Origin of the sequence: Actibacterium sp., assembly GCF_041584535.1 — a bacterium.
GTDB lineage: Bacteria > Pseudomonadota > Alphaproteobacteria > Rhodobacterales > Rhodobacteraceae > Actibacterium_D.
In genome coordinates this window covers 1-7,595 of the sequence record NZ_JBFHDW010000124.1, presented here as the reverse complement: position 1 = coordinate 7,595, position 7,595 = coordinate 1, and the positions used below count along the sequence as shown (strand labels likewise).

At 61.9% G+C, this 7,595-nt stretch carries 8 protein-coding genes and 1 pseudogene; 7 read left to right on the top strand and 2 right to left on the bottom strand.

All coding sequences use genetic code 11. From position 1 onward, the window contains the following. Positions 1-717: pseudogene (locus ABYW26_RS07800) on the top strand (capsular biosynthesis protein); the annotation flags it as partial. Between the two features lie 72 nt (positions 718-789). Further along, on the top strand, positions 790-1,812 hold the full coding sequence (locus ABYW26_RS07795) for an aspartate-semialdehyde dehydrogenase (RefSeq protein ID WP_372604211.1): 1,023 nt from the start codon (positions 790-792) through the stop codon (positions 1,810-1,812). A 68-nt stretch (positions 1,813-1,880) separates the two neighbouring features. Here ABYW26_RS07795 and ABYW26_RS07790 read toward each other — a convergent pair whose 3' ends face one another. After that, complete coding sequence (locus ABYW26_RS07790; protein WP_372604210.1) at positions 1,881-2,549, bottom strand: carbonic anhydrase; 669 nt, start codon at positions 2,547-2,549, stop codon at positions 1,881-1,883. 126 nt (positions 2,550-2,675) lie between these two features. Here ABYW26_RS07790 and ABYW26_RS07785 point away from each other — a divergent pair, with 126 nt between their 5' ends. The 3 genes from ABYW26_RS07785 to ABYW26_RS07775 are packed head-to-tail and all read left to right on the top strand — an operon-like array spanning position 2,676 to position 5,325. After that, the gene (locus ABYW26_RS07785; RefSeq protein ID WP_372604209.1) at positions 2,676-3,056 is read left to right on the top strand and encodes a hypothetical protein; all 381 of its coding nucleotides are present in this window, start codon (positions 2,676-2,678) and stop codon (positions 3,054-3,056) included. 59 nt (positions 3,057-3,115) lie between these two features. Further along, a complete protein-coding gene (locus tag ABYW26_RS07780; protein ID WP_372604208.1) occupies positions 3,116-4,498 on the top strand; it encodes a M17 family metallopeptidase in 1,383 nt (460 codons plus the stop codon). Continuing rightward, positions 4,495-5,325: an NlpC/P60 family protein gene (locus tag ABYW26_RS07775; RefSeq protein WP_372604207.1), complete on the top strand. Its 831-nt coding sequence runs from the start codon at positions 4,495-4,497 to the stop codon at positions 5,323-5,325. Before ABYW26_RS07780 ends, ABYW26_RS07775 begins: the two co-directional genes overlap by 4 nt. On the opposite strand, the gene ABYW26_RS07770 is transcribed toward ABYW26_RS07775, so the two are convergent. Continuing rightward, positions 5,322-5,666: a DUF2794 domain-containing protein gene (locus ABYW26_RS07770; protein WP_372604206.1), complete on the bottom strand. Its 345-nt coding sequence runs from the start codon at positions 5,664-5,666 to the stop codon at positions 5,322-5,324. The genes ABYW26_RS07775 and ABYW26_RS07770 overlap by 4 nt on opposite strands. Before the next feature lie 290 nt (positions 5,667-5,956). On the opposite strand from ABYW26_RS07770, the gene ABYW26_RS07765 reads away from it, so the two are divergent. Both ABYW26_RS07765 and ABYW26_RS07760 read left to right on the top strand, forming a co-directional pair. Further along, entirely contained in the window at positions 5,957-6,397 is a 441-nt protein-coding gene (locus tag ABYW26_RS07765) for a cytochrome c (protein WP_372604205.1), read from the top strand. A gap of 65 nt (positions 6,398-6,462) precedes the next feature. Further along, positions 6,463-7,590: an S-(hydroxymethyl)glutathione dehydrogenase/class III alcohol dehydrogenase gene (locus ABYW26_RS07760; protein WP_372604204.1), complete on the top strand. Its 1,128-nt coding sequence runs from the start codon at positions 6,463-6,465 to the stop codon at positions 7,588-7,590. Positions 7,591-7,595: the final 5 nt, after the last annotated feature.

The following is a 7,595-nucleotide window of genomic DNA, read 5'->3' as shown; positions in this document are numbered from 1 at the left end:
GGTGCGGCATGGTTCGCCGGTTGGGCGGGCGACGATCCCGTGCGCAATGGCGAGGGCTGGCGTGATCTGGGGGCGAACCTGACCGCGCGGGCCTCGCGCCGCGCAGATGTCGGGCAGGGCGGGGCCGAGGCCTTGGACACGGCGGGCAAGTTCCTGTTCGTGCCGCTTCAGGTGCCCAATGACAGCCAGATCACCCTGTTCGCGGGCTGGGTCGGATCGGTGCCGGGCATGTTGGCGGCACTGGCTGAGGCGGCGCAGGCTTTGCCCAAAGGCTGGCACATCCGGGTCAAGGAACACCCGTCAGCGAAAACATCACTGGCCGAGCCGCTGGCGCAGGCCCTTGCGGCGGCCAAGGGCCGGATGATCGTCGACAACCAGACCGACACGTTTGCGCAGGTCGCGGCCTCAAACGGGGTGATAACCATCAATTCCTCGGTCGGCTTGCAGGCGTTCTTTCATGACAAGCCGGTGATCGTTCTGGGACAAGCGTTTTTCGCGCAGCCCGGCCTGACCACTGTCGCCGATACGCCTGCCCGCCTGAACACTGTCCTCTCGGATCCCGATTCGCTGGATTTCGACCCGCAATTTCGGGCCAGATTCATGAATTTTCTGGATGCCGAGTATTATCCAAGGGCCGAAACCGGCCCAGACGGGGCGCAACAGGTCGATGCCGTTGCAATTGCGCATAAGTTAGCGCTCGCCCGCGCTGCGCGGTGACCGCACCCCTTTCAACTGCGAATCGTTTGCGATATGCACCGCGCCATGTCTCAAGACAATAGGAGAGCCACTATGGGCTACAAAGTCGCCGTTGTCGGCGCCACGGGTAACGTGGGCCGCGAAATGCTGAACATTCTGGCCGAGCGCCAGTTTCCGGTGGATAAAATCGCCGCGCTTGCCTCGCGCCGTTCGCTTGGTACCGAGGTCAGCTTTGGCGACAAGACCCTGAAGACCCAGGATCTTGAGAATTTCGATTTCACCGGCTGGGATATCGCGCTGTTCGCCATTGGCTCGGACGCGACGAAAATCTATGCGCCGAAAGCCGCCGCCTCGGGCTGTGTCGTGATCGATAACTCGTCGCTGTATCGCTATGACCCGCAGATCCCGCTGATCGTTCCCGAAGTGAACGCCGACGCGATTATGGGCTATTCGAAGAAAAATATCATCGCCAACCCCAACTGCTCGACCGCGCAGATGGTGGTGGCGCTGAAGCCGCTGCATGACCGCGCCAAAATCAAGCGCGTTGTGGTCAGCACCTATCAGTCCGTGTCGGGCACCGGCAAAGACGCGATCGACGAACTGTGGGACCAGACCAAGGGCATGTATGTCCCCGGTCAGGAAGTCGCGCCCAGCGTCTATCCCAAGCAGATCGCGTTCAACGTGATTCCGCATATCGACGTGTTCCTTGACGACGGGTCGACCAAGGAAGAATGGAAAATGGTCGCTGAAACCAAAAAGATCGTCGATCCGTCGATCAAGGTGACGGCAACCTGCGTGCGGGTTCCGGTTTTCGTCGGCCACTCGGAAGCGATCAACATCGAATTCGAAGAGTTCCTCGACGAGGACGAAGCCCGCGACATCCTGCGCGAAGCGCCGGGTATCATGGTCGTCGATAAGCGCGAACCCGGCGGTTATATCACCCCGGTCGAATGCGTGGGCGACTATGCGACCTATATCAGCCGCATCCGTCAGGACAGCACGATTGAAAACGGCATCAACCTGTGGTGCGTGTCGGACAACCTGCGCAAAGGCGCGGCCCTGAACGCGGTGCAGATCGCTGAAGTGCTGGTAAACCGGGTGCTGTCCAAGCGCTGATCCCGGCGACCTGAACAAACAGAAAAGGCGGCCCGCAAGGCCGCCTTTTTTCGTTGTATTCAAAAGACTTAAGCCGGAACGAAATCCGATTTCGCCGGATCGTAGTTCAGCAAAGTGCCTTCGCTGATGTCATGCCAGACGCCATGCAGGCTGAGTTCCTCGGCTTCGATGGCTTCGCGCACGAAGGGAAAGGTCATCAGGTTCTTGAGCGATACAAGGATGGCTTCTTTCTCAAGCGCGGGCAGTTGCGCCTCGGGGTCCAGCTGTTTCACGTTTTCATAGCCGGGGCGCAGAATATCCATCCAGCGACCGACGAAGCTGGATTTTTCCTCAAGATCCGGGGCGCTGCCCGAGCACATCGAATGACAGCCCTGAACGCCACCGCAATTCGAGTGGCCGATCACCAACAGGTTGGCGACCTTGAGATATTTCACCGCATATTCGACTGCGGCCGAGGTGCCGTGGTGGTCGCCGTCCGGCTCGTAAGGCGGAACAAGGTTGGCGATATTCCGGTGGATGAAAATCTCACCCTGATCGGCACCGAAGATCGAGGTCACATGCACCCGGCTGTCGCAACAGGCGATAACCATGGTGCGCGGACGCTGTCCTTCCTCGGCAAGGCGGCGATACCAGACCTTGTTCTCGGCATAGGTTGTGGCTTTCCAGCCTTGATATCGCTGCACCAGAAAAGCGGGCAGCGGGCGAGCAAAATTTAGATCATCGGGCGCGTTTGTCATGGCCCCTATCTAACTGCATTTTTAAAAAATTCGAGATGTTTTTCGCATCTGCCGAAACTGTTTGTTGAGCTTGTGCAACAACAATGAGCGCGGGTGAGATTTGGATCAGGTGCGGCGGAGGGTTTCGTGAAAGGGGTTACGGTTTTGTGGCCGGATGAGCCACTGAAAATGGATGCCGACCGGCTGGCCGGGTTCTATCTGGACCTGGGCGAGGCGCGGGCGAATCTGGCGCTGGCCTCGGCGGTGGCCGATCTTGAGGCCTTGTTGGCCGACGCGGCGACGCTGTCGGCCGGTGGTTCGGCGGCGGATCTGGCGCGGCTGGCCCGACGGATTCGCGACATTGCCGAACCGCTGGGGTTTTGCAGTCTGGCACGGGTCGCCACCGACGCGGCCCAGATCGCGCCAAGGTGTGATCCGGTGGCCTTGGCGGCGGTGCTGGCCCGGCTGCAACGGCAGGGCGGGCGGACATTGAAAATGGTCTGGGATTTGCAGGATCTTTCCGGCTGATCCCCGCTTGCAGGCGCCGCCATTCCCACTAGTCTGAGGGAAACCGACAGGGGATCAGAATGCCGCTTTGCTTTGCACCCGAGACCGAGGCCACGCGCCCGCTTTACCTGATTTCGCAGGACAAGCTGGCCGATTGGCGGGCCAGCCTGCCGCCCTCGGATGCGGCATGGGTGTCGGCGATGGGCTTTGAGGGCAAGATCGGTCAAACGGTCGTTCTGCCCGATGGCAAAGGCGGTATTCTGGCGGCGGCAGCAGGTTTCGGCACGGACGTCAGCCGCGCACGGGCGCGGTTTCATCTGGCGGCGGCGGCGGGAAAACTGCCGGCAGGCAGCTATCGGTTGGAAACCGATCTGACCGGCGATGCCTTGGCGCAAGAGGCGCTGGGATGGCTGATGGCGGGCTATCGTTTCGACCGCTATCACAGCCAAACCCCGCTTGCGGCGCAACTGGTCGCCCCTGCCGGCATCGACGCCGCCCGGGTCGAGGCCATGGCTGCGGGCGAGGCTTTGACCCGCGATCTGATCAACACACCAGCCTCGGACATGGGGCCGCAAGCGCTGGAACGGGCGGTGTTCGATCTGGCCATACGCCACGGCGCCACCGCCACAGCGGTTCGGGGTGACGACCTGTTGGCCGAAAATTTCCCGATGATTCATGCGGTTGGCCGCGCTGCCGCGCAGGCGCCGCGATTGCTGGACCTGCGTTGGGGCGGCGTGGGGCCGAAGCTGACGCTGGTCGGCAAGGGCGTGTGTTTCGACACCGGCGGGCTGGACCTGAAACCTTCGTCGTCGATGTTGTTGATGAAAAAGGACATGGGCGGCGCCGCGACGGTTCTGGGGCTGGCGCATATGATCATGTCGCTGGGTCTGCCGGTGCAGTTACGGGTGCTGATCCCGGCGGTCGAAAACGCGGTGGCGGGCAATGCGTTCCGCCCCGGCGATATTCTGACCTCGCGGCTGGGCAAGACGGTCGAGATCAACAACACCGATGCCGAAGGCCGGTTGGTGCTGGCCGATGCGCTGACCTTGGCCAGCGAGGAACCGACCGATCTGATTGTGTCGATGGCGACGCTGACCGGCGCGGCGCGGGTCGCGGTCGGCCCCGATCTGGCGCCGTTCTTTACCGATGATGACGGGCTGGCTGCGGCGTTGTTCGCGGCGGCGCCGGGCATGGCCGATCCGGTCTGGCGGATGCCGTTTCACACCCCTTACGAGCCGATGATCGAGCCGGGGATCGCCGATCTGGATAACGCGCCGTCGGGCGGGTTCGCCGGCGCGATCACTGCGGCGCTGTTCCTCAGACGGTTCGTGCAGGGCGCGACCTATGCGCATTTCGACATCTACGGCTGGGCGCCGAAACCGGCCCCGGCGCGCGGCAAGGGCGGTTTTGGCCAAGGCGCGCGGGCCTTGCTGGCGGCGCTTGGCGCACGTTGGTCGCTGTGACCGACCGGCGGCTGACCCCCTCGAATGGCCGTGTCGCGGCCATGGATTTGCAAGGGCAGGTCACGGCCGATCTGTTCACCACCGGCGCACCGGCGCTGGTCACGGTGCCGGTCGCGGACCTGTGGTCCGGCCCCGACCGGCAATCGCGCGACCGGCAATTGCTGTGGGGCGAAACCGTGCAGGTGTTCGAAACCCGCAAAGGCGTGTGTTTCGTTCAGGCGGCGCGGGATGGCTATGTTGGCTATGTCATGGCCGCGCATCTGGGTGCCGAGGCCGAGATGACCCACCGCGTTGCCGTGCCGGGCACGCATCTGTATCCGCGCCCCGATATCAAGGCGGCTGACACGATCTGGCTGAGTTTCGGATCGCGGCTGAGGGTGGTTTCCGGCAGCGGCGATTTCTTCGAGACCGATCAGGGCTATTTCGTGCCGAAGCCGCATTTGCGGCCGCTGAAGGCCTATTTTTCCGACCCGGTCACCGTGGCGCAGATGCATTTTGGCGTGCCTTATTTGTGGGGCGGCAACAGCACGCTGGGGATTGATTGCTCGGGGTTGGTGCAGGCGGCACTGCTGGCGGCGGGCATTGCGTGTCCGGGGGATAGTGACCTGCAACAGCAGGCGCTGGGCCATGCCTTGCCGCCTAAGACCCCGCCGATGCGCGGCGATCTGTTTTTCTGGCGTGGGCATGTGGCGATGGCGGTCGATTCCGACACGCTGATCCATGCGAATGCCCATCATATGGCCGTGGCTTACGAGCCGATTTCCGAGGCGATCAACCGCATCGCCAACAGTGGCGGCGGGCCGGTCACCGCGCATAGGCGGCTTTAGTCGATCGCCCGGATCAGCTTTTTCTCAAGCACCCGCAACACGTTGCGCAGATCGTGGCCGCGTTTCAGAATCCGGCCATCCAGCCCGATCACCGCATACATACCCTGCCGATCCCGCAGCTTGGGGCGCTTTTCGATGCGATAAAGCGGGTTCTCAGCGGTGCGGCGAAAGATCGAGAAAACCGCAACCTCGCGCAGGCAGGAAATCCCGTAATCGCGCCATTCCCCCGCCGCGACCATCCGGCCATACAGCGTCAAAATCTCGCCCAGCTCGACCCGGTCAAAGCTGACCTGCTCGGGCAGTTTGGGGCGTGGAAATGGCGTGGGCGGTTGCATATTCATGCAAAGAATCTGGACTCGAACCGGCGTCAAATCAAGCTTTGCCCCGGTTTTGCCTTAAAAACACCTTGGCAATACCGCTCAGATGCCCTCGCACAGCCCGTATTTCCGACGACAAAAGCAGAATAGCATGAGAGCTAACCCGGTGCCGTGGATAATAGCCCCCACCCAGCCTACGGCACCGGGGTCATGCTGTAAGAGCCCCGTGCCCGTAAATCGGCCGGGGCTTTTGCTTTGCCTCACGGGCGTGCTGCGCTATGTGGGGTGAAACGGAAAAAATCAGGATCTTTGTCATGCCTTTGAAACGGACACTTGCCGTCACGATCTTCCTTTGCGCCGGTGCTGCCTACGCCCATGGCGATGTTCACAACGAGGCCGTGAAACAGCGCATGGGGGTGATGAGCGACATTGCTGCGCAGATGAAGGTTCTGGGCAGTATGGCCAAGGGCGCAACTCCGTTCGATGCCGCGGCGGCCGCGCAGGCCTTGCACATTCTAAGCGACCATGCGGCGCGCGTGCCCCACCTGTTCCAGCACCCCGAAATGGACCCGAAATCCGAGGCACATCCGGCGATCTGGGAGAATTGGGACGACTTCACCGCCAAAGCTGACCTGCTGCAGGTCGCCGCCGACAAGGCGATGGTCGAAACCCCTGCCGATCTGGCGCAAACCGTCGCCGGGTTGGGCGCCGCCTGCAAAGCCTGCCACGCCGATTACCGGATTTCAAAAAACTGACATCGCATTGCAAACCGGTGTGCAATCCCGCAACCTGACCGGCAGTTGATAGGGAGTGTGTATTTATGAGAACCCGTGCTGCAGTCGCTCTTGAACCCGGCAAACCGTTGCAGGTGATGGAGGTGAACCTCGATGGCCCCAAGGCGGGCGAGGTTCTGGTTGAAATCAAGGCCACCGGCATTTGTCACACTGATGAATTCACCCTGTCGGGCGCTGATCCCGAGGGGCTGTTTCCGTCGATCCTTGGCCACGAGGGCGCGGGCATTGTTCTTGAGGTCGGCGAGGGTGTGACCACCCTGAAACCCGGCGATCATGTTATCCCGCTTTATACCCCGGAATGCCGCGAATGCCCGTCCTGCCTGTCGGGCAAAACCAACCTCTGCACCGCGATCCGTAACACCCAAGGGCAGGGGCTGATGCCTGACGGCACCACCCGGTTCTCGATGCTGGATGGCACGCCGATCTATCACTACATGGGCTGCTCGACCTTCGCCAATCACACGGTGATGCCCGAAATCGCGCTGGCCAAGGTCCGCGACGACGCGCCGTTCGACAAGATTTGTTACATCGGCTGCGGCGTGACCACCGGCATCGGCGCGGTGATCAACACCGCCGGGGTCGAGATCGGCTCGACCGCTGCGGTGTTCGGGCTGGGCGGGATCGGTCTGAATGTCATTCAGGGCCTGCGCATGGCCGGGGCCGATATGATCATCGGCGTTGACCTGAACGACGACAAGGCCGAGATGGCCCGCAAGTTCGGCATGACCCATTTCATCAACCCGACCAAGGTGGACAACACTGTTCAGGCGATCGTCGACCTGACCAAGACCGAAAAGGATCAGATCGGCGGCGTCGATTATTCCTTTGATGCCACCGGCAACGTGAAGGCCATGCGTGACGCGCTGGAATGTTCGCATCGCGGCTGGGGCGTCAGCGTCATCATCGGTGTTGCCCCCGCCGGGGCCGAGATCAGCACCCGTCCGTTCCAACTGGTCACCGGCCGGGTCTGGCAAGGCACCGCGTTCGGCGGTGCCAAGGGCCGGACCGATGTGCCGAAATTCGTCGATTGGTATATGAACGGCAAGATCGAGATCGACCCGATGATCACCCACACCCTGTCGCTGGACGACATCAACAAAGGCTTTGATCTGATGCACGCCGGTGAATCCATCCGCAGCGTCGTGATCTACTGATTTTC

Coding starts and splice junctions, on each gene's coding strand:
- ABYW26_RS07790 (WP_372604210.1), bottom strand. CDS start 2,549: ATGACAAACGCGCCCGATGATCTAAATTTTGCTCGCCCGCTGCCCGCT.
- ABYW26_RS07765 (WP_372604205.1), top strand. CDS start 5,957: ATGCCTTTGAAACGGACACTTGCCGTCACGATCTTCCTTTGCGCCGGT.
- ABYW26_RS07760 (WP_372604204.1), top strand. CDS start 6,463: ATGAGAACCCGTGCTGCAGTCGCTCTTGAACCCGGCAAACCGTTGCAG.
- ABYW26_RS07780 (WP_372604208.1), top strand. CDS start 3,116: ATGCCGCTTTGCTTTGCACCCGAGACCGAGGCCACGCGCCCGCTTTAC.
- ABYW26_RS07795 (WP_372604211.1), top strand. CDS start 790: ATGGGCTACAAAGTCGCCGTTGTCGGCGCCACGGGTAACGTGGGCCGC.
- ABYW26_RS07770 (WP_372604206.1), bottom strand. CDS start 5,666: ATGAATATGCAACCGCCCACGCCATTTCCACGCCCCAAACTGCCCGAG.